This window comes from Salinicoccus halodurans (assembly GCF_900114445.1).
Taxonomy (GTDB): Bacteria; Bacillota; Bacilli; order Staphylococcales; family Salinicoccaceae; genus Salinicoccus; species Salinicoccus halodurans.
Map to the genome: position 1 here is coordinate 273908 of NZ_FOTB01000005.1, position 25208 is coordinate 299115.

Here is a 25208-nt window from a genome sequence, read left to right on the forward strand (position 1 = left end):
GAAAGGAAGTTTGATGATGACAATGGATAAAAATTATCAATTGAATGATGGCAGCAGCACGCCGGCAATAGGTCTTGGGACCATCGATCTCAAAGGCGCCAAAGGCGTGAACAGTATCGTCACGGCAATAGAAGAGAATGGATACCGTCTAATAGACACCTCGACTAATTATAATAACGAAGGAGCAGTGGGAGAAGCCATCCGCCGCACAATCGTTCCAAGGGAAGAATTGATCATCAATTCAAAACTCCCCGGTGCCGCTCATGACTACGATCAGGCGATCCAGCTGATCCAGGAATCCCTGTATCGTCTGGGAATCGATTATTTCGATAAGTATCTTATACATTGGCCGCTGCCGAAGCAGGGTAAATATGTGGAAGCATGGCAGGCGCTGATAGATGCACAGAAATTTGGGCTGATAAAGACAATCGGTGTATCGAATTTCCTTACAGAGCATCTTGAGAAAATCATTGATGAAACAGGTGTCACGCCGGCGACCAACCAAATTGAACGGCATCCTTATTTTAATAATAAAGAGCTGGTTGAAGATAACAAGCGCCTCGGTATCATGCCGGAGGCGTGGAGTCCATTCGGACGGGAAATCAACGATGTTCTGGAAAATGAGACCATCAGAAAGATCGCCGAAAAACACGATAAAGCAACGGCCCAGATCATTGTGCGCTGGAATGTGCAGAATGATGTACTGGTGATTCCAAGATCATCTTCACCTCTTCACCAGAAACAGAACCTGGATGTGTTCGATTTTGAGCTGACTGATGAAGAATTAAATGCCATAGATGATCTGGATAAAGGGGAGCCCGGCAGGGTGGAAGGCCAGCATCCGAATGAGTATGAAGAGTTTGTTTAATAAACCGCCATATAAAGCTGAAAATGGAAAGTCAATGAGAAACATGTCCGGACAAAGTACAGCCGGACATGTTTTTTACTGTTCAATAGTGCTTGGGCTTTGAAGGTAAGGGTATTATGTTTATAATTAAAGAAATATATGATTTAAGCGTTACAGTGATTAAGGAGGCAGCTATGAAAGAATATCAGTTCCAGGCGACTATTGAACCGGATGATCACAGATCTGTCAAAATAATAAATGATATGGAGAGGGTAGTAGGTCATATCGAAAAAGATGTACTTAGAAAATGTGAAGAAAGATATACTTATGCTTTTACTCCACTTGATGGTTCTAAAGTGATAGTAGGGCTCAAACGGCGTAAATTCAAGGATTTGAATATCGCAAATTATATCATTGCTGCAGGGGAAACTACAATGTTCCTGAAAGAGAGGGCGGGAAAGAACCTTCTGCATTTCAGGGTCAAAGGACACGTCGGGGAAAACCATATGTATATAAAAGAAGATGAAGAGGGAAACATGAATGTTTTCATTGACCGCGGCAAAGCGGCTGTGGTCAATGAACATTCGGCTGAAAAGATTTCCATTATCATTGAGGATAAAATTGAAGAAAACAGCGTGGTTTTTGCAGTAGTAATCCTGATGTTTTTCATGTTTAAATTATACAAGAGGGAGTCCTGGTATATAGAGGAGCTGCTGTCATAATGATAAAAAGGAAAGGGAATCATGCAGGAATTTGAAGTTTTTCTGAATAAATTGGACGATCAGGACGTGCGCTTTAAAATTGAGGAAGTGTTGCAGTGGATTTCAGATAAATACCCGGGAATGGGTAAAACGGTGAAATGGAATCAGCCGATGTTTACCGATCACGGCACTTTCATAATCGCTTTCAGCGTAGCGAAAAAACATGTATCTGTTGCACCGGAAACAGCGGCAATCAAACATTGTCAACAGGAAATCAAAGAAGCCGGCCACAGCTACACAGATAATGTCATCCGGATAACCTGGAATGAACCGATGGATTATGAACTGCTTGAAAAACTGATCGACTTCAATATTGAAGATAAGAAAGATCATGACAAGTTTTGGAGATGATGGAACAATGTTCTTTACTGATATGAAAAGGGGGCTGGGACAGCTGTGAATGCCTTGGAAAAATATCAGCCGTTCATCATCATGGCAGCAGTAGTTACAGGACTCGTAATCGGCGGCATCTCTGGCATACAAATGTATGCGGGGGTTTTCATAGTGCCTTTTCTGACAGTCATGCTTTTCGGCCTCTTCATAATGATGCCCACAGGCAGCATCATCATGTCATTCCGAAAGACCGGATTCTTTTGGACATCTCTCATAATAAATTTCATATGGACGCCTCTTTTTGCCTATTCTCTCGGCATGATGTTCCTGTCCGACTATCCAATGCTATGGATCGGTTTCCTCATGCTCATGGTGACACCCTGCACCGACTGGTATCTGGTATTTACTGAATCGGCGAAAGGGAATACTGCTCTGTCCACATCACTCCTGCCGGTTAATCTGGTAGTTCAGGTTATACTTTTGCCGGTCTATCTGTATTTATTTTTTGGTACATATGAAACTGTCGGGTTCGAAAACATATTGGGCAGCATACTGCTTGTACTCGTGGTGCCGATGATACTTGCAGCAGCGGTCAGAATGTTATTCTCAGGCCGGCGGAGAGATATTCTGGAAAAGAAGATTTCTCCGTTCTTCGGGCGATACAATATAATTTTCCTGGCGCTTGCTGTAATGGCCATGTTTGCCTCAGAAAGAGATGTTTTGACCGGCAATCCCGGTGTTGTACTGCTGATGTTCCTCCCGGTTCTGCTGTTTTTCCTCGTAACATTTTTCATAAGCAGCCTGGCGGGACGTCTGATGAAGTTTAACCGTGCCGATTCAATCAGTCTGATCATGACGAGCATGGCAAGAAATTCACCGATTGCACTGGCCATCGCCGTTACTGCATTTGCAGATGAACCGCTGATAGCACTGGCGCTTGTAATCGGCCCCCTGATTGAGCTTCCTGTACTTGCACTCACGTCAAATATACTTCTCCGGACCGGAGAAAAATGAATTATATCATGATTTATTAACTTGTTGAAAAATATAAAAAATTAGGAATACAAAAAAAGAGTTGAAATCCATATGCGTTCTCCTTTATTATGAATCGGCGGTACTGGGACGATTTAAAAGGAGGGTAATTGTGAAAAATAGAAAAAAGCGCGGTAAAATCAACTTTGAAAAGATAAGAATATACATGACGCCAAGGATTACAATGCAGACGTTGATAAATATAGCGGTCGTAATATTAGGGTCATTTCTTTTTTCCGTTGGTATTAATACATTTATGATTGCAGGTAATTTGGGGGAAGGCGGCGTCACGGGACTGGCAATTATCCTTCTGTATGCCTTTGATATATCCCCTGCAATATCCACCTTGATACTAAACGGCCTTCTGCTTATTGTCGGATTCAGCTTTCTCTCGAGACGCTCGATGTATTATACAATATTTGCGGTGATCATGATGTCGCTGTTTTTGGGACTTACAGAGACTTGGGTGTTACAGTCGGATGAAATAATGATCAATGTTGTATTCGGCGGTCTGTTCGTAGGCCTCGGCAATGGTCTTGTCATCCGTATAGGTGCTACGACAGCCGGTTCGGCAATAATCGGACGCATTGCCAACAAATATCTGGATGTAAAAATATCTTCAGCTATACTGGTGGCTGATCTCATTGTCATTCTGCTCAGTCTGACAGTACTTACTGTCGAGCAGGTGCTGCTGACCGTCATTTCAATGTATATCGCGGTAAAAGTCATGGACTTCATCATAGAAGGGATGGACCCGAAAAAGGCAATTACAATTGTCTCGCAAAAACCCGAAGCGCTGGGTACTTTGATCAACAGTGAGATCGGCCGGGGGGTAACCATGCTGAATGGCAAAGGTTTCTATACCAAGGAAGAAACGGACATACTTTATGTTGTCATCAATAAATCCAAGCTGGTCCGGCTCAAACGCCTGATCAAAAAATATGACGAGAATGCTTTTGTAGTGGTAAACGACGTGAACAGCGTGCTTGGAAACTCTTTTGTCTAAACACCTATATTAAAAATCTTCTCCAGTAATGAAAAAGCACCCGGAAAATTTTCCGGGTGCTTCTTTAGTGACTCCGAGTGGTTTCGAACCACCGACCTCTTGCATGTCAAGCAAGCACTCTCCCGCTGAGCTACGGAGTCATTATTTAAATCACTGCAATCTAATTTACACGTTTTTTATTAAAATGTCAAACTTATTATTAGATGGAATTTTCAGATATATTGATTGTGGTAATAACCTTTAAGGATTATAATTGAACCGAAGGATAAAACTGAGGAGGGTCAATATGTCTAAAGTAGCTGTTATTACAGGATCAGGCGGCGGGCTCGGAAAAGGGATTGCGGAACGTCTCGCAAAAGACGGCTTTAAAGTGGTTGTTAATGATATCAATGCAGAAGCGGTTAACTCTACTGTCGAAGAGATTAAGGCAGGCGGATATGAAGTCATCGGTGTGCAGGGAGATGTTTCAAAAAAGGAGCACCAATTTCTTCTTGTCCAGCGTGCAGTGGAGGTATTCGGCCGGCTGGATGTTTTCGTCAATAACGCAGGCATAGATGTTGTCACTCCATTTCTTGACGTAGATGAAGCACAGCTGAACAAGGCATTTTCAATCAATGTGAACGGCGTTGTATTTGGCACACAGGCGGCTGCCGAGCAATTTAAAAAGCAGGAGAGCAAAGGTAAAATCATTAATGCATGCAGCATTGCAGGACATGAATCCTATGAGATGCTTTCCACTTATTCTGCTACGAAGCATGCGGTCAAATCCTTTACACATTCTTCGGCTAAGGAATTGGCACCGTATAATATCAGGGTGAACGCGTACTGCCCGGGTGTGGCAGGCACGGCCATGTGGGACAGGATCGATGAAGAGATGGTCAAATACTATGACCATATGGAGCCGGGGGACGCATTCAAGGAATTCTCAGGCAATATTCTGCTGGGGAGGCCCCAGGAGCCTGAAGATGTAGCAAACCTTGTGTCTTTCCTGGCGTCGGATGACTCGGATTATATAACAGGACAGGCTATTGTCACAGACGGCGGTCTGGTATTCAGATAAACGATGCCGGCCTATCCCCTTGATCTGTATCAAGGGGATTTTTTAAGGTTCTTATGATTTTACTGTATGGTTTTCAGCATATTGGGTAGGTGTGTTTCCTGTATGCTTTTTAAATACTTTACTAAAATAATTCAAATCATTGAATCCAAGCATCAAAGCGATATCTGTTACGGAATTGTTTCTTTTTTAAGATACAGTTTTGCTTCCTCGATTCTTTTCCCCGTTGTGAATTCAGTTACGGTCAAGTCCGCCTCTTCTTTGAATTTTCTCGAAAGATAAGATGGATTCACATGTATCTCTTCTGCAATCTTTACAAGTGTCATCGGTTCCCCGAGGTGCATCATGATATAATCCATTGCCTTTTGCACATTCGCACTGTAAGCGCCTGTCTGACAAGAACGCATGAATCCACAGTATTCATTTGCCATGGAGAGGATCAGCTTTTTCAGGTTGGGCAGTGTATCTGTTTTTTCAATCAGGATGGCGAATCTTTCAGAAATGATATGAAGATAGACGGGATGGACACCACTGCGTTCGGCAGCGCCCCTGAAAGATGTAATTGAAACCAGAGCCATATTCTTGGATGACCGTATCGGACTGCCGGGTATACGGTGCAGATACTGCGGCAGGGTTCCACTGTCCTTACGGTGAACCGTTCAGTGAAGAATACCAGGAAGACTACTACAGGATGAACAATAAAATATTTGATGAAATTCGGAATCCAGCGCGTCCAGGAGAATGAAAAGGGCGTTTTCACAAGAGAAAGAGAACCGAAGATGGCTGCGCGCTATTTAAGTGAACGCTGGAACAGCATTCCTGACTTCGGATATAAGAAATAAAAATCGAATCGGAGATTAGAGGACGGATACATGACGGATCCGTCTTTTTATTTTCAGTCATCCTTCCAGAAGACTAAGAGAGACTTATTTTCTTCTGAATCTGACACCGACAGTAAAACATCTGGAAAAAGAACTTTCTTCCTGAACATATGTAAAGTGCTTTTCTATTATAAAAACCGGTCCGGGAAATTCCCCGGACCGGTTTTTGTTTCCAATATTATCTATCGGATTTGTCATTCTTCATTTTATCAATCAGTTGCTGCATTTCACTGATGTAATCATCTTTTGAGCGGTCCTGTCCGGCTTCCTGAACCTCAGGTGCTTCTTCAGTGCCCTCCGGATGATTATCTTTCATTTCATAATCATAGTCGTTATCTGATCTTTCTTTTTGTTCACGTTCTTCTTCACGTTTCTTTGCATCGATTTCTTTTTGAGTAATAATTTCACCATCCGGCGTCATATACTTCTTATGCATTTTACGTGTTTCCTTATCAACGTAGCTGTAGAAGATAGGGATGATGAACAGTGTGAAGATTGTACTGCTGGTAAGTCCGCCGATTACCACAATACCCATCGAGGCGACCATTTCTCCGCCCTCACCGATACCCAGAGCAAGCGGCAGCATGCCAAGTGCTGTCGTGAGTGCCGTAATTACGATTGGACGGAAGCGGTGCTGTACACTCAGTTCAAGAGCTTCCAGTGTAGGATAACCCTTTTCTTTTTGCTGGTTGGTATAGTCTACCAGCAGTATCGAGTTGTTGACGACAATACCGAGCAGCATAATGATACCTACAAACGAAACGATGCTGAGCGGGTTATTTGTAATGACCAATGCCAGCATAACCCCGATAATACTGAGCGGCACTGCCATTATCACTATGAATGGGTGCTTGAATGATTCAAATTGTGCAACCATTACGAGATAGATGAACAGCACGCCGAGAATCAATGCAAGCAGCATCTGAGGCATGGCATCTGTCAGCATTTCCAGGTCTCCGCCGATGGAATAGTGTGTATCATCACTGAAATCTGCATCTTCTATAATATTTTCTACATACGTGCCAGCTTCATTAAGTGACATGTCTGAAGCATAAGTGACAGTCAGTTCACTTGTTTCCTCCATGCTGTCCCGGGTGATCATTGGGAGCATGTCCACTTCTTCAAGTTCTGCCACTTCACTTAGAGCAACGTATTCGCCTTCACTATTCGCAATTTGGATATCTCGGAAATTTTCCATGCTGGAAAGGACATCATCCGGATATTTGACGACAATGGACAGGAATTCATTGTTGTTCTCTACGGTCGTTGCCTGTACGCCATTTGATGCTTCATACAGTGCAGAACCGACCTGGGCAGGCTGCAGACCGTTTTCTCTGGCTGCTGCGCGGTCTACCTGCACCTGCAGCTCCTGTACCATTTCTTCCCGGCTGGATTCTACGCTTTCTATCTTTTCGTCATCCTCCAGTGCCTGGATGATTGTTTGTTCAGATTCGGCCAGTCTGTCTGCAGAATCATCTGAGACGTTGAGCATGAGGGTATTCGGTTCCCCGCCCATGCCTGACTGAGACATCGGAACGATATTGATTTCTGCAGAATCATCGATTTTTTCAATCTCATCTTCAATATCATTTATGAACTCATTGGTAGTGACGCTGCGGTCGGCCGGGTCCACCAATGTCGCCGTGATGCTTGCTTTGTTCGGTTCTTCGGACATTGACATCATCGGCGACGAGGAACCGATGTTGCTCAGGTAAGTATCGACTTCAGGGTAATCTTTGAGCTCGTTTTCTATATTTTCAACTGTATCAAAAGTATCTTCAAAAATCGTACCCTGTTCTTTTTCAATTTCAATTGTCAGAGCACCTTCATCACTTTCAGGCATCAGGTTTATTCCCTGGTTGTAGATGCCCAGTGCACTGACGATCAATAGGAGCGTAGTCAATATGAGCACGAGGACCCGGTGGTTCAGAGACCATCTCGTGAATTTCCTCAGCATTCTCATGTAGGATCTTTCACTTCGGATTTTTTCCATGTTTTCGTCAGGCGCTGTCAAAATTCTGCTTGCAAGCATCGGAACGACAGTCAATGCGATGAATAAAGAGCCAAGCAGACTGAATGCCACTGTTATGGCGAAAGGTGTAAACAGCTGGCCGACAAGACCGCTGACAAATACGACCGGCAGGAATACTGCAGCAGTCGTCAAAGTGGAGGCGATGATTGCCGATGCGACTTCTTTCGTACCTTCACTCGCTGCTTGTTTGGGTTTTTTGCCCATGGACAGATGCCGGTATATGTTTTCAATTACGACAACTGCGTTATCGACCAGCATCCCGATACCAAGTGCCAAACCGCCAAGCGTCATCATATTGATGCTGATATCTGTAAAGAACAACAGCGCGAATGTAGTGATGACGGAGAACGGAATGGAAATACCGATTATAAGTGGTGCTTTCAGATTTCTGAGGAAAGCGAACAGGACAATCATCGCAAGGACTGCGCCCGAAATCAGTGAAGTATAGACACTGTTGATTGCGATATCGATGTATTCCCCTTCATCATATAAAGTTTCTACTGTAAGGTTACTGAATTCTTCTTCATCCAGTTTTTCGTCCAGCACGGCATTGAATTCTTTATTGACGTTCGATGCATTAGCATCGGAAGCGAGCATGACATCGATTGACAGTGCTTCTTCCTGGTTCATTCTCGTCAATGTATTGCTTGATTGCTCTTCAATGGAGACTTCCGCAACATCATCGAGTGTTATAGTGCCTCCGTCATCGGGAAGTTCAGCAAGAACGAGTTCCTGGAGGGATTCCACCCCGTCTATCTCACTTACTGTACGGGTCGAAATGGAAGTGCGATCTTCCGTATCCGTTACTGTAGCATTTGGAATAGAGATATTATTCGCTTCAATGATACCGGCGATATCACTCTGGCTCATATTGTATTGTTCAAGTGCCTCGGTATCCAAATTAACCTGTATCTCTTCAGTCACTGACCCATTTTCAGTAATTGAAGCGACACCTTCGATATTTTCAAGTTCCGTGATCAGGTCATCGACCTGATCCTGGTATTCAGCAACACTGTCACCACTGGATGTCACTGCCATCTGAATGCTCGGCATCATGGAAATATCAAATTTAAGGAAAGAAGGATCGCCCGCCTCGTCAGGCAGGTCGGCAGATTCAACTGCGCGCATAATATCATTTTCAACATCGTCAATCTTAGTGTCATATCCGAATTCCAAAATGACGACGGATGAGCTCTCCTGGGACTGGGAAGAAATATTTGTCAGTCCGCTGAGTGAGGAGAGTTCCGACTCGATGGGGACCGTAACGTCCTCCATGACTTCTTCCGGGCCTGCTCCCTGGTAAGTAGTGGCTACTGCTGCGATTGGCGGTTCTATATTCGGCATCAGCTGCAGAGGGAGACGGGTAAGGGAAACGGCGCCAAGCAAAAGCAGTATGATCATTACCACAATGGTAAAATTGGGGCGCCTTATGGAAAAATCCGATAGCTTCAAAATATGTTCGCTCCTTATTAAGAAAAAATTTATTTTTACTAATCCAACAACATGTTGTACAATGCTATATGATAATTAAATTGTAGATTTATATCAATAAACAATCTAATCGAATGTGTTGAAAAGAGAGGGAATATGTCTGAAATGAGTCGAAAAGAAGAAACGAAAAATAACCTTCTGGATGCTTTCTGGGAACTTTATAAAGAGAAACCGCTGACTAAAATTACTGTAAAAGAGATTACGGACAAGGCCGGATATAACAGAGGGACGTTTTACACATATTTCGTTGATATCAATGAAGCGCTGGAAATATTGAAAGCATCATTGATGCCAGATAAAGATATGATTATCAATCCTTTCATAGAGCTAAAAGATAATGATGGCAAAATTATAGAACCGATTGAGGGAACAAATGATTATCTCAAGAAGAATGGTGAGAAAATTGCGGTGCTGCTCGGTCCGAAAGGGGACCCGGGTTTCGTCCATGAGCTGAAAGCCCGTCTAAGGCAGATCATCATCAACTATGCCGAAGATCTGGAAATAAAAGAAGTGGAAGATTTTGAGTATGTCATTGAATACCATATCGCCGGTCTCATAAGCATGTATCAGCTCTGGTTGGAAAAAAAGCAGAATATCGATGAAGAGTCACTGGGTCTCGTGTATGAAAAAACGGCGTACGATGGAGCATTGTCTGTCATAAACCATATGTTGAATGATACAAAGTAAATATACTACATCTAATGATGATTTGAAAATGGTTCCTGATACCGGGAGCCATTTTTTTATTTTCCCGCTTTGGAATCGATCAGCGCGTCTATATTAAAGGATTTGAAGAGGAAAGGGCGTATGAACATATCAGACCATTATGCGAATGAATATCCGGATAAGCCGATCATGTTCACAGAAGAGTACTAGAAACTCTATCTTGAAGCGAATCATGAAATATTCGATAAAACGAAGAATTTCGTGGGCGAGCACATTTGGAACTTTGCAGACTTTGAAACGAGTCAGGGTGTCATCAGAGTACAGGGAAATAGAAAAGGTATATTCACGCGTGACTGCATGCCCAAACTTGCAGCGCATTATATGAAAGAGCGCTGGGAAAGTATTCCGGATTATAACTATAAGAAGTAGGTCACTGTAGGTACTGGTCATTTCGATCAGTGTTTCATTTTTCTGTTTCAGAAGAGATTTAAGGAAAAAACATCCACCGTCTGATAATATGAAATCAAGTAATCTAAATATTCATAAATCAATGCGGAGGACTAAAATGAAATATTTTGCAGTATTTTTACCGATGAAAGACGAACAGAAAAGTAAGGATTTCCGCGCTCAGCATCTCGAATTTTTGAGCGCCGGAAGAGAGGAAGGGTCAATTTTGATGAACGGACGGTTTATTGACGGTGCAGGCGGGCTGGTCATCTATAAAGGAGAATCTCTGGAAACGGTTGAGAAATTAGTCAATACGGATCCGTATATCATTAATGGGGCGAGAAATTATGAAATTCATGAATGGGAAATGGAATCGAATTATAATTTTTAGGAGTGTGTTTTTATGAAAGCGGGATTTATCGGCCTCGGCATAATGGGCAGACCGATGTGTGAGAATCTGCTGAAACAGAATATTGAAATTTATATTTCGAGCAGTAAAGCATCAACCAACGAAGCGTTAAAAAGATTGAATGCAAATATTATGGAAGACTATGGTGAAGTGGCGGCGAATTCCGATGTTCTGATTTTAATGCTTCCGAACTCACAGGATGTTTATGACGTTGTGATCGGCAGCAATTTGTACAAAACATTGAAACCGGGTACGGTAGTCGTTGATATGAGTTCAATTACGCCGGAAATGAGCCGGCAGGTGGCGGAAAAACTGAGAAAAGAGGATGCAGATTATATCGATGCGCCGGTCAGCGGCGGGGAAGAGAAAGCGATAGAAGGTACACTCGCCATCATGGCCGGAGGCAGAGATGCTTCAATTGAAAAAGTGAAGCCGCTGCTTGAAATCATGGGAGCAGGGGTGACGCATGTTGGTGAAGTCGGACTTGGAAATGCGACAAAACTGGTCAATCAGGTAATCGTAGCCAACAATATCATTGCACTCTCTGAAGGGGTTGCTGTCGCCCGTGCACTGGGTCTTGATTTGAATACGATGTATGATGCCATAAAAGGCGGACTGGCAGGCAGCAATGTCATGGATGCCAAAATCGGAAGGATGATAGAATCCGCGTATGAACCGGGATTCAAGATGAATCTTCATATGAAGGATCTGAATAATGCTTTCGAAAGTCTGGATAGTGCGGGGAAACTGCCGGTGACTTCGAAAACAAAGGAGATCATGGATGAACTGATCGCTCAGGATAAAGGCAATAATGATCACAGCGGTCTCTATGAATATTATCAGGATGAATGAAAAATGTCGTAGGACAGTGCCCTCCGGCACCGTTTTGAACAAGATTAATTTGACTTAATATTTAGTATTTATAAAATGTTTTGACAAATACAAATAATCCTAGTATTGTAGTATACATTATTAGAAATTAATATTACCAACTTATCTAGAGAGGCAGAGGGACTGGCCCTATGACGCCCGGCAACCATTAGGCAGACTTGCTTAAAAAGGTGCTAATTCCTGCAGGGATTTATTCCTGGAAGATAAGAGGAGGATAACAAACTCTCTTCTTATACAAAGAAGAGAGTTTTTTTATAACCACATACATATTTGGAGGAATGGACATGTCAAACGAACATAATTCAACTTACGACCTTGAAACATTATCATTGCACGGCGGTCAGGCACCGGATCCTACGACGGGTTCGAGGGCAGTGCCGATCTACCAGACGACTTCCTACGTATTCCACGATACAGATCATGCAGAAAGCTTATTCTCTCTGGATGAGCCGGGTAATATCTATTCCCGCATCGGCAATCCTACTGTAGAAGTATTTGAAAAGCGTATGGCACTTCTCGAAGAAGGGGTTGCTGCTGTTGCAACTTCATCAGGCATGTCGGCGATCACTCTGTCGATTCTTAACCTGGCGAGTGCGGGCGATGAAATTGTTGCCGGCTCGAACCTGTATGGCGGTACATATAATTTATTCGCAGTGACGCTGCCGCGGTATGGCATCAATGTGAAATTTGTCGATCCGACTGATCCTGAAAACTTCAGAGCGGCGATTACGGATAAGACAAAAGCGGTATTCGGCGAAACAATCGGCAATCCCGGTCTTCAAGTACTGGATATCGAGAAGGTTGCTGCTGTTGCGCATGAAGCAGGTGTCCCTCTGATTGTCGATAATACTTTTGCAACGCCTCATACATGCAAACCGATTACTCTCGGTGCGGACATTGTCGTTCATTCTGCAACCAAATGGATCGGCGGCCACGGAACTTCCATTGGCGGTATTGTCGTGGACGGCGGACGCTTCAACTGGAATACAGATAAGTTTCCGGAATTTACAGAACCGGACTCGAGCTACAATGGCATCCGCTATGCCGTGGATTTCGGAACACTTGCGTTCAGCACTAAGATCCGTGTCCAGCTGCTTCGGGATTTTGGAGCGAGTCTCAGCCCGAATAATGCTTTCCAGCTCATCCAGGGTCTTGAAACACTCCACATCCGTGTAGAACGCCATAATGAAAATGCGGAAAAACTGGCCCGGTTCCTGTCCGGTCATCCGGCTGTGGAATGGGTGACATATCCGGGGCTGGAAGACCATCCGTCCCATGATATCGCCAAAAGGATTTTCAATAACGGTTTTGGTTCAATCATCACTTTCGGCATAAGGGGCGGCAAAGCGGCAGGGAAGAAACTGATTGATAATGTGGCCCTGTGGTCGCATGTTGCAAATGTCGGAGACGCCAAATCACTGATTATCCATCCGGCTTCGACTACACATCAGCAGCTGACGAAAGAACAGCTCGAAGAAACGGGCGTTTACGAAGAACTTGTCAGATTATCTGTGGGGATTGAATCCGTGAGGGACATTCAAAACGATCTCAGTCAGGCACTGGCTACAGCTACAGGTATAGATAACGGGGGAAATAAAGAAATCGTCATCAATGACGAAGGTGTCATCAAATGGGCGCTGAATTCACCGACAGAAAAAACGGTGGATGTAGATGGCCAGGAAATAACCCGCCAAAAAACAATTGCGGTTGTCGGCTTGAGCGGTAAAGAAGCAAGACCGAGCTACCGTCTGGCACGCAAGATGCAGAGACTCGGATATAAGATCATTCCGGTAAATCCGAGAGAAACAGAAATACTCGGAGAAAAGGCATATCCGGACCTCGCGAGTGTTCCGGATCAGATTGATGTGGTCCAAGTATTCAGAAGCCCTGAAGCGGCGATTGAAATTGCCAAAGAGGCATTGGAAGTAAACCCGAAAGTTTTCTGGTTGCAGGAAGGGGTCATTTCACCAGAAGCCGCGGATATCGCAAGGAACGGCGGACTCCAGGTCATCCACAACCGTTGTACTTACAAAGAAGCACAACGGCTGCGTGGAACGATTTCCACGTATGCGTGTGAAATATGAAAATGTTTTTGTGAATTCACATCTATAATCAACCATCCAGGAAGGGGCTTTTATGATGAGTTTGAGTCAGTTGGAAATTATTGAACCGGTGTCCGGTGAGCACAATCTTCCTAACTATCCGGAGGTGCGCCGGCACTTTGATTGGGAAGATGCCAAAATTGGTTTGAGCTTTAATGAAACAGGAAAATTGAACATTGCCTATGAGACGATAGATCGTCATGTACATGATGGCCATGGAGATAAAACAGCCCTTCATTATGTGAATGGTGACGAGAGGATCAGCTATACATTCAAAGAAGTGAAAGAGAAAACGGATCATTACGCACGCGTACTGAAAGAAAATGGGGTCGTTAAAGGAGACAGGGTGTTTGTGTTTCTGCCTAAAACCCCGGAGTGTTACATCGCAATCCTTTCAGTCATAAAAATTGGTGCAATTGCAGGACCTTTATTTGAAGCATTCATGGAAGACGCGGTCCGTGATAGGATGAATGATTGTAATGCTTCTCTCCTGATTACGGATAAAGACATGGTGGAACGTGTACCAAAAGAGGACATCCCTTCGCTTGAAACCATCCTTTTTGCGGAAGATATTGAAGCGGAGACTGACGGGGATACTGTAGAGGAATATGTGGAATGGATGGATCCTGAAGATGGCATGCTAATCCATTATACTAGTGGTTCGACGGGAAAACCGAAAGGAGTCCTTCACGCACACAGAGTCGTCTCCCACCAATACCAGTCAGGTAAATGGGTGCTTGATATCAAAGATGATGACGTCTACTGGTGCACTTCCCATCCCGGCTGGGTGACAGGAAGTGTGTATGGCCTGTTCGCACCCTGGCTGAACCGGGCGACGATTGTCATCCAGGGCGGCCGGTTCAAAGCTGAACACTGGTACAAGCTAATTGCAGAATTGAAAGTGTCGATCTGGTACAGTGCTCCGACAGCGTTCAGGATGCTCCTGTCCCAGGGTGATGTCCTGAAGGATTATGATCTATCTTCATTGAGACATATTTTAAGCGTAGGCGAACCGCTTAATCCCGAAGTGATCTATTGGGCATGGGAGGAACTGGGCGTCAGAATTCACGATACATGGTGGATGACGGAAACGGGGGCACATCTGGTCGTCAATCTGCCTGGCGAAAAAATCAAGCCGGGTTCAATGGGCAGGCCGTTCCCGGGTGTGGAAGTCGGCATACTTGATGAAGCGGGGGAGATTGTAAAAAGGGGCACGACCGGACAGCTTGCAGTGCGTACTCCATGGCCGGGGCTGATGAAGGAAATCTGGGGCAATAAGGATAAATTTGATTCGTATTTTAAATATGAAGGATGGTATCTGTCAGGAGATCTGGCTTATCAGGACGAGGAAGATTATGTGTTTTTCCAGAGCCGTGATGATGATATGATCAACTCATCGGGAGAGAGGATCGGGCCATTCGAAGTCGAAAGTAAACTGATCGAACACGAAGCGATACAGGAAGCGGGTGTCATCGGCAAACCGGATAAAGTTCGCGGAGAGATTGTCAAAGCGTTCATTGTCCTGAGAGAAGGATTTGAACAGTCTCCGGAACTGTTGCAAGAAATCCGGGTATTTGTCAGAAATAATCTCGCGGCCCACGTCGCTCCTAAAGAAATCGAAGTCATGGAAGAGTTGCCCAAAACAACAATCAGCGGCAAGATTTTGAGAAGGGAACTGAAAAAATGGGAAATAGAGAAAGCGGGTTGACCCAGTGCCTGATGATTTTTCTGAATTATACGTAGTTGAGGAACTCCCCAGGGGAAATTTTACAGAACTGACGGAATGATTTCCGGCAGCCATCATCAAATGATGATGGCTGTTTTTCGTTAATAAATGTTTACATAATCTTTATATATATTTAATACCGGATTGATAATCTTTATATGTATTACATATAAAGGGAGAGGTTATCTTGAAGTTGAAATCAGTATACAAAATGACGGGAATGCTATCACTTGCTGCATTATTATTTTCAGCAGTGTGTGATACGGCATACGGAGCAGGCGGAGGAAATCCTTCCGGTCACAGCAATACCGCGGAAAATGCATACCAAAATTCCGATGCGCTTCTCGAGATCAATCATATTGCACGGTATACAAGCGGGGCGGAGTTTGATGAAAGCGGCACAGAGATCGTCAAATATAATTACAAAAATGGTTATGGATATTCAGTGAATGGCGCAGAGTCATCGCTCGATATCATAGATGTGGCCGGACAGAATAATGGTGAAATCAATCTGGTAAAACGCATCTATCTGGAAGATCATGGGATTGAAGCGGGGGATCTTACCAGTGTCACTGTTCATCCAAAAGGAAAATATGTGGCCGTTTCTGCCCCGGCAGAAGATAAAACTGAAAAGGGGAAAGTTGTATTTTTAGATGCCGAGGGTAACTTGCTGAACAGTTTATCGGTAGGCAGCCTGCCGGATATGCTCACCTTTACACCTGACGGGGAAAAACTGCTTGTTGCAAATGAAGGTGAACCTTCGGACGACTATCAGATTAATCCGGAAGGCAGTATTTCCATTGTGGATATTACTGGTAACCCTAAAACTCTCACAGCCGAAAGTGTATCAGCACTGCCTTTTACTAAAAATATGGCGCCTGAAGATCTAAGGACGGTCGGACCGGATGCAGAAAAAGATTATCTTAACATGGAACCTGAATTCATCAGTATTGATTCCGACAGCAAGTATGCATACGCAACTCTGCAGGAGTCGAATGCAGTCGCGAAAATCGATATACAGAACAAGAAGATTGTAGAAATCAGTTCTTTGGGGTACAAAGATCATTCCGTTGAAAGGAATTCAATGGATATTTCAGATCAAGACGGAAAGAATGAAATGATGACTGCACCGGTTCTCGGTTTGTACCAGCCGGATGGTATCGCAGCTTTTGAAAAAAATGGAGAAACTTATATCCTTACTGCCAATGAGGGTGATGCCCAGGATTATGAAGGTTACAGTGAAGAAGCGCGGGCAGGGGAAATTGAAGGCCGGGTAGATTTGAATGCAGCTAATTTTGCAGGTTATTCACAAAAAGAACTGGATGACATGGCTGAAGATGGATTGTTCAATGATGGAAATGCAGGAAGGCTGAATATCACTGAACAACATTCTTTCAAAGATGGAGATATTCATAACGCACTCGTATCTTTCGGCGGACGTTCTTTTTCCATATTGAAAGGATCTGATCTGAGCCAGCTGTACGACAGTGGCAATGAATTCGAAAATATCATCCAGGATGAAGTGCCGGAAAGATTCAACATAGACTTCGCAGGTCCGGATGAGTATATACAGGATGACCGCAGCGATAATAAAGGACCTGAGCCGGAATCAGTTGAAACAGGCAAAGTCGGTGGCAAGACGTATGCATTTATTGGATTGGAAAGGACGGGAGGCATCATGATCTATGATGTCACCGAACCGACTGCTCCCGAATATGCAGAGTATATCTATGATGAAACCAACACAGATATTTCACCTGAAGGCATCGAGTTCATCAACCCTCAGGACAGCCCGGACGGCAAAGCGAGGCTTATGGTAGCTAATGAACTATCAGGGACAATTTCCACATACTCACTGCAGTAGATATTCAGACTTAAAAGACATCCCAAAGTTGATGACAGGAATTCAACTTTGGGATGTCATTAATTCATAAACCAGTCTATCGCTTTTTCAATACCTGCATTCCAATAATCCCAGTCGTGATTTCCCGGACCTTCTTCATATTTGAAATCTATCCCTTTTCCCTCCAAAAACTTTTTGAATTTCAAATTATCCTCGTAAACATAATCTTCGGTACCGCACATCATATACAGTTCTGGTATATCCACCCCTTTTTCCAATGCATCTTCTATGTCCCGGCGGATATCCAGGACAGTGCCGTCACTGGTATCATTTTGCCCGACAATGCCTTTGAATGAAAAGTCATACCAGTCATAGTCCACAAGCTTCTCCGGATTTGTGGCACTGGACATGAAGCAGGCTTTTGAAAATCTTCCGCTTTCTTTAAATGCAAACTGGATTGTGCCGAAACCACCCATGGAATGCCCGGCAATGAAGTTATCTTTCCTATCTTTTGAGAGGGGGAGGATCTGATGTGCATAATCCCAGACTTCCAGTATATGATCGTAATAGCTGTGTCCGTGAACCATGTTTGTATAGAAACTGTGGTCGGCACTGGGCATGATTACAGCGAGGTTTGCTCTGTTGGCAAACCGTTCAACATTCGTATAACGGGTGTAAAGCGAATCGTCGTTCGATAATCCGTGCAGAAGCAGCATCGTCTTTAACGTCTGTGTCTTTTTTGACGGTTCGAATTGAGTGTCATTCTCCGGGAGGATCACTTTGAATGAATGATGTTTTCCCAGAACAGTTGAATTAAAATTTATGGATAAGAGTGCCATGTGTAATTCCTCCTAAAACATAGTACATGATAATTGAAAATTTAATCTGAATAAAATTATATGCGATTTCGCATTTTATTTCTTGTTAGCGCTTTAGTAACCTGATATAATTGGGAGTCATTTGTCTTTTTTACCCTCTATGCTATAATAACTATGTCTATTGGACGGTGCAAATAAAGAATTCGATAAAGGAGCAAACTATGTTAAGTATCAAAGGGCTGACTAAAGTATATGGTAGAAAGACCAAAGCGGTCGATAATCTATCAATAGAAATTGAGGACGGAGAATTCGTGGCATTCATCGGTACGAGCGGCAGTGGTAAAACGACAGCACTGAGAATGCTTAATAGGATGATTGAGCCGACAGACGGGGTCGTCACCATCAATGGCATGGAGACTAAAAAAATGGATCCTGTGGAATTGAGAAGGAAAATCGGCTATGTACTGCAGCAGGTCGGACTGCTTCCACATATGACGATAAAGGAAAATATCGTCCTCGTGCCAAAATTACTTAAATGGCCGCAGGAGCGTAAAGACGAGAAAGCGAAAGAACTCATAAAACTTGTTGACCTGCCTGAATCATTTCTGGATCGTTACCCGTCGGAATTGTCCGGCGGACAACAGCAGCGTATCGGTGTTGTCAGAGCGCTTGCTGCAGAACAGGATATAATTTTGATGGATGAACCGTTCGGCGCACTCGACCCGATTACCCGGGACACGCTGCAGGACCTTGTTAAAGAGCTTCAGAAAAAACTGGGTAAGACGTTCGTCTTTGTTACACATGATATGGATGAAGCGATTAAACTGGCGGATAAAATATGTATCATGTCACACGGTAAAGTCGTCCAGTATGATACGCCTGACAACATTCTTAAAAATCCGGCAAATGATTTCGTGCGTGATTTCATAGGAGAGAACAGATTGATCCAGGACCGCCCGAACATGAAGACGGTGGAAAAGGCAATGATTATACCCAAGACGGTAAACATAGATGATTCATTGGATCATGCCGTATCTATCATGCGGGAGTATCGCATCGATACAATATTGATCACAAACAAATCACAAAAATTGCTGGGCTATCTGGACATTGAGGATATTAAAGAAGGTGTGCGCAAAAAAGCTGAGCTGATTGATATCATGCAGCGTGATATTTACCGCGTAAACATAAACAGCAAACTGCAGGATTCTGTACGGACGATTTTAAAAAGGAACGTAAGGAATGTCCCTGTAGTTGAAGATGATAATAAACTTGTCGGTTTGATTACACGCGCCAGCCTGGTGGATATCGTCTACGATTCCATCTGGGGGGATGATGAGGAAGTTCAAACTTCCGACCCGTCAAAAGATATCGGAGTTGATATTTAATGATCCAATTTCTGAATGAAAATGCTGCAGGTCTGTTTGAAAAGTCGATAGAACATTTTTTCATTTCCATGATTTCACTGGGTATCGGCATATTGATCGCCGTGCCGATCGGTTTATTCCTGGCGAAGAATAAAAGGCTGAGCAACATGGTTCTTACAACCGCTGGTGTTCTCCAGACGGTGCCGACGATTGCACTTCTGGCATTGATGATCCCATTGTTCGGGGTCGGGAAGACACCGGCAATCATCGCATTGTCGGTTTACATTCTTCTTCCGATCTTGAACAATACCGTAATCGGCGTGCAGAATATTGATTCGAACGTGAAAGAAGCAGGAAAGAGCATGGGCATGACGAATTTTCAAATGATGAAAAGCATCGATCTGCCACTCGCACTTCCACTTATAATGTCAGGCATCCGCCTGGCAAGCGTCTATGTCATCAGCTGGGCGACACTTGCGAGTTATATCGGTGCAGGGGGCTTAGGCGACTTTGTATTCAATGGCCTGAATCTCTACGATCCTCTGATGATCGTTTCAGCTGCTGTACTTGTTACGGCACTCGCGCTGATTGCCGATTATCTGTTGTCCCTCGTTGAAAAAATGACAATTCCAAAAGGTTTGAAAATATCCAGGTAGGAGGTTATTATGAAGTACTTTAAAAGAATATTTATAGTGGCTTTGATGAGTCTCACTGTATTATCTGGATGCAGCCTCCCTGGATTAGGCGGTGGTGCGAACGATCCGGTGAGAATCACAGCTTTGAATACGAGTGAATCACAAATCATGGCACATATGCTGCGTCTGCTTATTGAACATGACACAGACGGTGAGATAAAACCTACAATCATCAATAACCTGGGTGCAAGTACTGTACAGCACAACGCCATCGTCAATGGAGATGCGAATATGTCCAGCACAAGGTATTCAGGTACGGAACTCACAGGCCCGCTGGGTCAGGACCCGATTGCCAACTCTGAGGAGGCGATGCAGGTTGTCCAGGAAGAGTTCCAGGAACAATTTGATCAGAAATATTTTAATTCATATGGATTCGATAACTCATATGCATTCATGGTGACCAAAGAAACAGCTGAGGAATATGATCTTGAGACTGTATCAGATCTTGAGGAACATAAGGACGAGCTGGAACTTGGAGTGGACAGCTCATGGTTAAACCGTGAAGGGGACGGTTATCCGGGATTCGTCGATCATTACGGTTTTTCCTTTGATACGGTGAGGCCGATGCAGATCGGCCTTGTATACGATGCCCTGGATAATGGAAGTCTCGATGTTTCACTCGGGTATACCACGGATGGCCGGATTGCTTCTTATGATCTTGTCGTGCTGGAAGATGATAAAGAATTCTTCCCGGCATATGATACGAGCGCACTGGCGACAGATGAGCTTCTCGAAGAATATCCTGAACTTGTTGATATTGTCGGGAAACTTACAGGTAAGATTTCAACGGAACAAATGCAGCAATTGAACTATAAAGCAGACGGTGAAGGCAGAGAACCGGCGCTGGTTGCAGAAGAGTATTTGGAAGAGCACAACTACTTTGAAGATGAGGAAGGGGGCAGATAATGGTGGAGGAATCATTGATTCAGGAGTTTTTCAGATATTTTACGACGAACGGCAGCTATATCTTTGAATTGTTCATCAATCATTTACTGATGTCGGTATACGGCGTATTGTTCGCTTCGCTTGTTGGTATACCGCTTGGAATCCTGATTGCCAGGTATGCCAGGATTTCACAGGGCGTCATTACAGTAGCCAACATCATACAGACAGTTCCGGTCATTGCCATGCTGGCAATCCTGATGCTGGTGATGGGGCTAGGGAATAATACTGTAGTGCTTGCGGTCTTCCTGTATGCATTACTGCCCATCATCAAAAATACTTACACAGGACTTATAGAAGTGGATGCAAGTATTAAAGATGCAGGTAAGAGTATGGGCATGACAAGAAATCAGGTGTTGCGGATGATTGAGCTGCCCCTTGCGTTGTCAGTCATCATCGGCGGGCTCAGGATTGCACTTGTTGTAGCTATTGGTGTTGTTGCGGTCGGATCATTCATCGGAGCCTCCACGCTCACAGATATTATCATCCGCGGTACGAACGCCACAGATGGCACCGCAATGATACTGGCAGGGGCAGTACCAATCGCAATCATTGCAATCATCATCGACGTCGGACTGAGACTGCTTGAAAACAGACTCGATCCACTGAGGGCCCAGAAGAAAGGGCCAAAAGCACAATCGGTCACAGATAATATGTAATGAACAGCCGCACATCACTTTTCATGGATGTGCGGTTTTTTCTGTTTTATTTAAATCGGATATAATATATTCAGAGGAACAAGGCCAAGAAGATGGGGGATCTCAATGATGAAAAAAACAATTCTGGACGTGGATACTGGCATAGACGATGCATTATCCATTATCTATGCATATGAAAGCAGGCAACTCGATTTACTCGGCATTACTACTGTCAACGGAAACGTGCCTTTGGACGATGTTGTGAGAAATACTAAAAAAGTGATTCAGCTAATCGATGACGAAAACCTTAAAGTGTACCGTGGTGCCGACCGGTCTTTATTGAAGGAAGTGCATTCTGAATATAAAGTGCATGGTAATGACGGCATTGGCGGAGCATTGAGCGAAATGGAAGCGACAAAGCCGGAGGGAGAAATGTTTGCCCCGGATTTTATAATAGAGCAGGCGAAAACACATGCTGGTGAACTCACTCTGATTATGGTCGGGCCGCTTACTAATCTTGCGCTCGCTGTAAGAAAAGAACCGAGGATTGCCGAATGGGTGGATCAGGTCGTCGTTATGGGCGGGCTTGTGTCTAAAGCCGGTCACGGGAATTCCCTGCCTACATCCGAGTTCAATATTTATGCTGATGCAGAAGCGGCAAAGATTGTTTTTCATGCAGGTTTCAATTTACAGCTCGTGAGTCTAGATGTCACATTAGAAACTTTCATGAATAGAAAGACCATAGAAAAATTAAAGGGTACCAAATATTATGAGTTTGTCCTGCAGAGTACAGAAGTATACAGAGATTACAGTTCAAAGCGGTTTGGAATGGATGGCTGTGCGCTTCATGATCCGCTGACTGTCGGTGTGGTACTGGATCCGACATTTGTGAAAACTGAGAAGTACTTTGTGGATGTCGAGACAAAAAGTGAACTCAGTTATGGGCAGACGATTTGTGACTTCAGAAAACTGTGGAAGAAAGAACCTAACGTGGAAATTTGTCTGGATGTCGAAGGTGGAAAATTCGTCAGTCACTTTATCGAAACGCTAAAGGTGAAAAGCTGATTTCATAAAACTTCTTTCTTAAAAAGAGAGGAGTTTTTTATATAATTTGCGATATATATATATTTCATATTGATAAAAAGTAATCATGTAGTAAAATTACAGTAATCAATTTAGTTAAGAGGGATGAAATGTCGATATTTTTAATGCTTTTATCATTTGTGTCAGGGTTGGGCGTGCTGATCAGTTTCGTGACAGGTTTGATCAGTTACTTTTCGGATTCAGACTATAAGAAATGGTGGCAGGGTTCACTCATACTTTTTGCTGTAACGTCAGTACTGACATTATTGGCGGCGGTGTTTGATTCTGAATCAGGGTTATCCGTCGCATTTGGAATTCTATGGATCTACGTAAGCCTGTTGATGTTTGCTTTCATTCTGGTGTATATCATAAAACGGATTAGAAGAGATGAAATTAAAGGATACAAGAAGCGTATAGGTATTACTTTCATCACTGGTTTCATACTTTTCTTCATAGTTGCAGCTACTGTAAATGGTCCGGAAAACGTCGAAAGGGAAATGAATGAAGCTGCTGCAACAGTCGAAGAAGTGACGGAAGAGGAAACAGTAGATTCGTCAATTTCTGAAGAAGAGCTGGAAGAAGAAAGAAAAGCGCTTGATGCTGAGAAAGAAGAAATCGCAGCAGAACGCAGGAAACTTGAGAAAGAGAAGTCCATAGAGCAAGAGAAGAAGGAAAAAGAAGAACAATCAGCAGAAGAAAAAAGTATAGAAATAAAGAAAAAAGATGATGAAGCAACAGCCGAGAAAGAATTCAAGGAAGAACCGAAAGAAGAGAAGACTTTTGACCCGGTTTCTGAAGACCGGATTCCGGTGACTGTCGCTTCATTTACTGACGGAGATACGACACGGTTCATTTATAATGGGAACGATGAACCATTCAGATATCTGCTGATCGACACTCCGGAAACGAAGCACCCCCGTCTGGGTGAGCAGCCTTTTGGAAAGGAAGCGTCTGCCAGGACGAAAGAACTTCTGAGCAATGCTGATGTTATAGAAGTTGAATTTGATATCGGTGCAAAACAGGATCATTATCAAAGGAATCTCGCTTACGTCTATGTGGATGGAAAAATGCTCAACGAGATTCTAGTCAGAGAAGGTCTTGCTCAGGTGAACTATGTGGAGCCGCCAAATACACGGTATCTGGAACGCCTGGAGACGGCTCAGGCCCTGGCTCAGCAGGAAAATATCGGTATATGGTCGCTGCCGCATCCATTTGATTCTGAAATATATCAGGAAGAACCGACTTCTGATTCGGAAGAAAACAATTCTTCTTCTAAATCATCAACGTCTTCATCAGATGGAACTGAGTATTTCCAAAACTGTACAGAACTCAAAAAAGTATATCCTGACGGTGTGCCTTCAGGCCACGCAGCATACCAGCCGAAAATGGACAGGGACAAAGATGATTATGCATGCGAATAGATAAGGGGGCGTGTTTTGATTAATTTCAGAACACGTTTTTATTTTAATTGAAAAATACTTAATAAATGGCTTTTAAGGATAAATCCTCCAGGAAGAAGCAAACAGAATGTTTGAGACTGCCAATTTTAAGGAATAGATTGAATGTATAACACATAAGGAGTTGAATTATTAATGAGTATCTATGAAGCAAAAGTGTTTAATACCGGCGGCAGAGGCGGCGAAGTGCACAGCGAAGACAATTCCTTTAAGATGAACGTGAAGCAGCCTAAAGAGATGTCAGGCGAGGATACTAACGAAACGAACCCTGAGCAGCTGTTCGCAGCAGCGTACAGTGCATGTTACCATAGTGCACTTGACGGTGTCTTGAAGAAAGCGAACGCCCAGGATGTAAAGCATGTGGTTATCGCTACAGCAAAACTGCTCAAAGATGAGTCAGACGGCGGTTTCAGACTTGGTGCAGAAATCGAAGTTGAATTTGAAGGAGTAGAGCAGTCAGACGCTGACCAGTATGTGCAGGATGCACATAAAGCATGCCCATATTCCAAAATGACACAGAATGGCATCGATGTTGATGTCAAAGCGACAGTGAAATAAAAATTAAAATAGCTATGTTATGGAGGAAGACAAATTATTGTCTTCCTCTTTTTCATGTTATGGTCTTTATTTTTGTCATATACATATATATTAAATAAAAATGAGTAATAACATTGTGTGAAAGAA

The 25208-nt window shown here is 43.6% G+C and carries 24 protein-coding genes, 1 tRNA gene, 1 pseudogene and 1 riboswitch; of the genes and pseudogenes, 21 read left to right on the top strand and 5 right to left on the bottom strand.

Annotation, left to right across the window (positions count from 1 at the left end; all coding sequences use genetic code 11):
• Nucleotides 1–16: 16 nt before the first annotated feature.
• From BM271_RS11975 to BM271_RS11995, 5 genes are all read left to right on the top strand, one after another.
• Entirely contained in the window at nucleotides 17–868 is an 852-nt protein-coding gene (locus BM271_RS11975; RefSeq protein ID WP_046790694.1) for an aldo/keto reductase, read from the top strand.
• Nucleotides 869–1041: 173 nt separating this feature from the next.
• A complete protein-coding gene (locus tag BM271_RS11980; protein WP_046790693.1) occupies nucleotides 1042–1569 on the top strand; it encodes a hypothetical protein in 528 nt (175 codons plus the stop codon).
• A gap of 21 nt (nucleotides 1570–1590) precedes the next feature.
• Nucleotides 1591–1959: an iron chaperone gene (locus tag BM271_RS11985; RefSeq protein WP_046790692.1), complete on the top strand. Its 369-nt coding sequence runs from the start codon at nucleotides 1591–1593 to the stop codon at nucleotides 1957–1959.
• A gap of 45 nt (nucleotides 1960–2004) precedes the next feature.
• Nucleotides 2005–2955, top strand: a complete 951-nt coding sequence (locus BM271_RS11990; RefSeq protein ID WP_046790691.1) for an arsenic resistance protein — start codon at nucleotides 2005–2007, stop codon at nucleotides 2953–2955.
• Between the two features lie 130 nt (nucleotides 2956–3085).
• On the top strand, nucleotides 3086–3979 hold the full coding sequence (locus tag BM271_RS11995) for a YitT family protein (protein ID WP_143544948.1): 894 nt from the start codon (nucleotides 3086–3088) through the stop codon (nucleotides 3977–3979).
• A gap of 68 nt (nucleotides 3980–4047) precedes the next feature.
• On the opposite strand, the gene BM271_RS12000 is transcribed toward BM271_RS11995, so the two are convergent.
• A tRNA-Val gene (locus BM271_RS12000) sits at nucleotides 4048–4119 on the bottom strand.
• Nucleotides 4120–4265: 146 nt separating this feature from the next.
• Here BM271_RS12000 and BM271_RS12005 point away from each other — a divergent pair.
• Nucleotides 4266–5039 (top strand): acetoin reductase, encoded by a 774-nt coding sequence (locus tag BM271_RS12005; RefSeq protein ID WP_046790690.1) that lies wholly within the window; start codon nucleotides 4266–4268, stop codon nucleotides 5037–5039.
• Nucleotides 5040–5090: 51 nt separating this feature from the next.
• Here the strand turns inward: BM271_RS12005 and BM271_RS14670 are convergent, their stop codons facing one another.
• A complete protein-coding gene (locus BM271_RS14670; protein WP_082103678.1) occupies nucleotides 5091–5192 on the bottom strand; it encodes a helix-turn-helix domain-containing protein in 102 nt (33 codons plus the stop codon).
• Between the two features lie 14 nt (nucleotides 5193–5206).
• Complete coding sequence (locus tag BM271_RS12015) at nucleotides 5207–5614, bottom strand: helix-turn-helix domain-containing protein (protein ID WP_052749890.1); 408 nt, start codon at nucleotides 5612–5614, stop codon at nucleotides 5207–5209.
• Nucleotides 5615–5746: 132 nt separating this feature from the next.
• On the opposite strand from BM271_RS12015, the gene BM271_RS14590 reads away from it, so the two are divergent.
• Nucleotides 5747–5878 (top strand): hypothetical protein, encoded by a 132-nt coding sequence (locus BM271_RS14590; protein ID WP_268794019.1) that lies wholly within the window; start codon nucleotides 5747–5749, stop codon nucleotides 5876–5878.
• 217 nt (nucleotides 5879–6095) lie between these two features.
• Here BM271_RS14590 and BM271_RS12020 read toward each other — a convergent pair whose 3' ends face one another.
• Nucleotides 6096–9401: an efflux RND transporter permease subunit gene (locus BM271_RS12020; RefSeq protein WP_046790689.1), complete on the bottom strand. Its 3306-nt coding sequence runs from the start codon at nucleotides 9399–9401 to the stop codon at nucleotides 6096–6098.
• 144 nt (nucleotides 9402–9545) lie between these two features.
• Here BM271_RS12020 and BM271_RS12025 point away from each other — a divergent pair, with 144 nt between their 5' ends.
• The 7 genes and pseudogenes from BM271_RS12025 to BM271_RS12055 all read left to right on the top strand — a co-directional run bounded on the left by BM271_RS12025 (nucleotide 9546) and on the right by BM271_RS12055 (nucleotide 17545).
• Complete coding sequence (locus BM271_RS12025; RefSeq protein ID WP_159430865.1) at nucleotides 9546–10127, top strand: TetR/AcrR family transcriptional regulator; 582 nt, start codon at nucleotides 9546–9548, stop codon at nucleotides 10125–10127.
• Nucleotides 10128–10289: 162 nt separating this feature from the next.
• A pseudogene (locus BM271_RS12030) lies at nucleotides 10290–10535 on the top strand (glycoside hydrolase family 2 TIM barrel-domain containing protein); the annotation flags it as partial.
• Between the two features lie 136 nt (nucleotides 10536–10671).
• Nucleotides 10672–10944 carry a YciI family protein gene (locus BM271_RS12035; protein ID WP_046790687.1) on the top strand — a complete coding sequence of 91 codons (273 nt, stop codon included), beginning with the start codon at nucleotides 10672–10674 and terminating at the stop codon, nucleotides 10942–10944.
• A gap of 12 nt (nucleotides 10945–10956) precedes the next feature.
• Entirely contained in the window at nucleotides 10957–11814 is an 858-nt protein-coding gene (locus BM271_RS12040; RefSeq protein WP_046790686.1) for an NAD(P)-binding domain-containing protein, read from the top strand.
• 138 nt (nucleotides 11815–11952) lie between these two features.
• Nucleotides 11953–12063, top strand: a riboswitch (SAM riboswitch).
• 74 nt (nucleotides 12064–12137) lie between these two features.
• Nucleotides 12138–13937 carry a PLP-dependent aspartate aminotransferase family protein gene (locus BM271_RS12045; RefSeq protein ID WP_046790685.1) on the top strand — a complete coding sequence of 600 codons (1800 nt, stop codon included), beginning with the start codon at nucleotides 12138–12140 and terminating at the stop codon, nucleotides 13935–13937.
• A 55-nt stretch (nucleotides 13938–13992) separates the two neighbouring features.
• On the top strand, nucleotides 13993–15663 hold the full coding sequence (gene acsA, locus BM271_RS12050) for an acetate--CoA ligase (protein WP_046791541.1): 1671 nt from the start codon (nucleotides 13993–13995) through the stop codon (nucleotides 15661–15663).
• Nucleotides 15664–15868: 205 nt separating this feature from the next.
• Entirely contained in the window at nucleotides 15869–17545 is a 1677-nt protein-coding gene (locus tag BM271_RS12055) for a choice-of-anchor I family protein (protein WP_052749889.1), read from the top strand.
• Nucleotides 17546–17604: 59 nt separating this feature from the next.
• Here the strand turns inward: BM271_RS12055 and BM271_RS12060 are convergent, their stop codons facing one another.
• Nucleotides 17605–18363 carry an alpha/beta hydrolase gene (locus tag BM271_RS12060; RefSeq protein WP_046790684.1) on the bottom strand — a complete coding sequence of 253 codons (759 nt, stop codon included), beginning with the start codon at nucleotides 18361–18363 and terminating at the stop codon, nucleotides 17605–17607.
• Between the two features lie 200 nt (nucleotides 18364–18563).
• Between BM271_RS12060 and BM271_RS12065 the strand changes: the two genes are divergently transcribed.
• The 7 genes from BM271_RS12065 to BM271_RS12095 all read left to right on the top strand — a co-directional run bounded on the left by BM271_RS12065 (nucleotide 18564) and on the right by BM271_RS12095 (nucleotide 25082).
• A complete protein-coding gene (locus tag BM271_RS12065; protein WP_046790683.1) occupies nucleotides 18564–19730 on the top strand; it encodes a betaine/proline/choline family ABC transporter ATP-binding protein in 1167 nt (388 codons plus the stop codon).
• A complete protein-coding gene (locus BM271_RS12070) occupies nucleotides 19730–20365 on the top strand; it encodes an ABC transporter permease (RefSeq protein WP_046790682.1) in 636 nt (211 codons plus the stop codon). The genes BM271_RS12065 and BM271_RS12070 overlap by 1 nt, the downstream gene beginning before the upstream one ends.
• A gap of 9 nt (nucleotides 20366–20374) precedes the next feature.
• Nucleotides 20375–21310: an osmoprotectant ABC transporter substrate-binding protein gene (locus BM271_RS12075; RefSeq protein ID WP_046790681.1), complete on the top strand. Its 936-nt coding sequence runs from the start codon at nucleotides 20375–20377 to the stop codon at nucleotides 21308–21310.
• Nucleotides 21311–21312: 2 nt separating this feature from the next.
• Nucleotides 21313–22005 carry an ABC transporter permease gene (locus BM271_RS12080; protein ID WP_046791539.1) on the top strand — a complete coding sequence of 231 codons (693 nt, stop codon included), beginning with the start codon at nucleotides 21313–21315 and terminating at the stop codon, nucleotides 22003–22005.
• Between the two features lie 105 nt (nucleotides 22006–22110).
• The gene (locus BM271_RS12085; protein WP_338054652.1) at nucleotides 22111–23049 is read left to right on the top strand and encodes a nucleoside hydrolase; all 939 of its coding nucleotides are present in this window, start codon (nucleotides 22111–22113) and stop codon (nucleotides 23047–23049) included.
• Between the two features lie 128 nt (nucleotides 23050–23177).
• Complete coding sequence (locus BM271_RS12090; RefSeq protein ID WP_234960578.1) at nucleotides 23178–24488, top strand: DUF4407 domain-containing protein; 1311 nt, start codon at nucleotides 23178–23180, stop codon at nucleotides 24486–24488.
• 171 nt (nucleotides 24489–24659) lie between these two features.
• A complete protein-coding gene (locus BM271_RS12095) occupies nucleotides 24660–25082 on the top strand; it encodes an Ohr family peroxiredoxin (RefSeq protein WP_046790680.1) in 423 nt (140 codons plus the stop codon).
• Nucleotides 25083–25208: the final 126 nt, after the last annotated feature.

What these genes read in the sequence shown, in the direction of transcription:
- BM271_RS11975 (WP_046790694.1), top strand. Translation starts at nt 17, where the DNA reads ATGACAATGGATAAAAATTATCAATTGAATGATGGCAGCAGCACGCCG.
- BM271_RS11980 (WP_046790693.1), top strand. Translation starts at nt 1,042, where the DNA reads ATGAAAGAATATCAGTTCCAGGCGACTATTGAACCGGATGATCACAGA.
- BM271_RS11985 (WP_046790692.1), top strand. Translation starts at nt 1,591, where the DNA reads ATGCAGGAATTTGAAGTTTTTCTGAATAAATTGGACGATCAGGACGTG.
- BM271_RS12005 (WP_046790690.1), top strand. Translation starts at nt 4,266, where the DNA reads ATGTCTAAAGTAGCTGTTATTACAGGATCAGGCGGCGGGCTCGGAAAA.
- BM271_RS14670 (WP_082103678.1), bottom strand. Translation starts at nt 5,192, where the DNA reads ATGCTTGGATTCAATGATTTGAATTATTTTAGTAAAGTATTTAAAAAG.
- BM271_RS12015 (WP_052749890.1), bottom strand. Translation starts at nt 5,614, where the DNA reads ATGGCTCTGGTTTCAATTACATCTTTCAGGGGCGCTGCCGAACGCAGT.
- BM271_RS14590 (WP_268794019.1), top strand. Translation starts at nt 5,747, where the DNA reads ATGAAATTCGGAATCCAGCGCGTCCAGGAGAATGAAAAGGGCGTTTTC.
- BM271_RS12025 (WP_159430865.1), top strand. Translation starts at nt 9,546, where the DNA reads ATGAGTCGAAAAGAAGAAACGAAAAATAACCTTCTGGATGCTTTCTGG.
- BM271_RS12035 (WP_046790687.1), top strand. Translation starts at nt 10,672, where the DNA reads ATGAAATATTTTGCAGTATTTTTACCGATGAAAGACGAACAGAAAAGT.
- BM271_RS12040 (WP_046790686.1), top strand. Translation starts at nt 10,957, where the DNA reads ATGAAAGCGGGATTTATCGGCCTCGGCATAATGGGCAGACCGATGTGT.
- BM271_RS12045 (WP_046790685.1), top strand. Translation starts at nt 12,138, where the DNA reads ATGTCAAACGAACATAATTCAACTTACGACCTTGAAACATTATCATTG.
- acsA (WP_046791541.1), top strand. Translation starts at nt 13,993, where the DNA reads ATGAGTTTGAGTCAGTTGGAAATTATTGAACCGGTGTCCGGTGAGCAC.
- BM271_RS12060 (WP_046790684.1), bottom strand. Translation starts at nt 18,363, where the DNA reads ATGGCACTCTTATCCATAAATTTTAATTCAACTGTTCTGGGAAAACAT.
- BM271_RS12065 (WP_046790683.1), top strand. Translation starts at nt 18,564, where the DNA reads ATGTTAAGTATCAAAGGGCTGACTAAAGTATATGGTAGAAAGACCAAA.
- BM271_RS12070 (WP_046790682.1), top strand. Translation starts at nt 19,730, where the DNA reads ATGATCCAATTTCTGAATGAAAATGCTGCAGGTCTGTTTGAAAAGTCG.
- BM271_RS12075 (WP_046790681.1), top strand. Translation starts at nt 20,375, where the DNA reads ATGAAGTACTTTAAAAGAATATTTATAGTGGCTTTGATGAGTCTCACT.
- BM271_RS12085 (WP_338054652.1), top strand. Translation starts at nt 22,111, where the DNA reads ATGATGAAAAAAACAATTCTGGACGTGGATACTGGCATAGACGATGCA.
- BM271_RS12090 (WP_234960578.1), top strand. Translation starts at nt 23,178, where the DNA reads ATGTCGATATTTTTAATGCTTTTATCATTTGTGTCAGGGTTGGGCGTG.
- BM271_RS12095 (WP_046790680.1), top strand. Translation starts at nt 24,660, where the DNA reads ATGAGTATCTATGAAGCAAAAGTGTTTAATACCGGCGGCAGAGGCGGC.